General features: G+C 76.0%; 2 pseudogenes. Both read left to right on the top strand.

Features of this window, described 5'->3' with window-relative positions:
• Positions 1-352: pseudogene (locus G3I41_RS01445) on the top strand (hypothetical protein); the annotation flags it as partial.
• A pseudogene (locus G3I41_RS01440) lies at positions 349-759 on the top strand (histidine kinase); the annotation flags it as partial. The pseudogenes G3I41_RS01445 and G3I41_RS01440, both read left to right, overlap by 4 nt.

Here is a 759-nt window from a genome sequence, read left to right as displayed (position 1 = left end):
CAGCCCGAACCGGGCGGCCGGGCGGGACAGCGGTTTCTACGTGCTGGAGGCGGTGTTCGCGCTGTGGGTCGCGGTCACCGTCGCCGGGGTCCTGCTGCTGGCCTTCCGCCGGTCGGCGCTGCCGCTGCGGGTGCCGCTCGCGCTGGCCTGGGGCGGGTCCGGGGCGATGGCCTGCTGGGGCGGCTGGCTCTGCCTGGGCTCGCTGGCCCCGGCCGCGGGGGCCGCGGAACGGGCCACGCCCGGCATGGTGCTCACCTACGCTGTGCAGATGCTGGTCGGGACGCTGGTGGTGACTCTCGGCGCGTACTTCCTCGCGGAGCGCGCGGCCGGGACGCGGGGCGTCCCTGCATGACCCCGCTCATAGTCCGGCTGGTGGGCCGGCGGGCCCGGCTGCGCTGGCTGCATCTGATCATCGGCGGCGCCCTGCTGATGCCGTACTTCCTGGTCGGCACGGTGGCCGTCGGGCTGTACGCGCCCGGCACCAACGCCTTCACCTCGCTCTCCGCCCAGTTCTCCGCCTTCGGTTACGCGCTGCCGATGGCCGCCGTCACCGCGCTCCTTCCGACCGCCCGGCCCCTCTCGGCGGCCACCGCCCGTGCCCTGTGCGGACCGGCCCCGGACCGGCCGCTCGCGGACGGGCCCGCCGCCTCCCGGCAGGCGCGGGTGCGCTCGGCCGCCTGGTTCACGCTGCACGTGGGGCTCGGCGGGGTCATCAGCGGGATGACCCTGGCGCTCGTCCCGTTCGCGGTCTTCGTGATG

Origin of the sequence: Streptomyces sp. SID9727 (assembly GCF_010550605.1) — a bacterium.
Lineage (GTDB): Bacteria > Actinomycetota > Actinomycetes > Streptomycetales > Streptomycetaceae > Streptomyces.
Note: the sequence above shows the minus strand (reverse complement) of the source record. Positions and strands in the feature narration are given on the sequence as shown.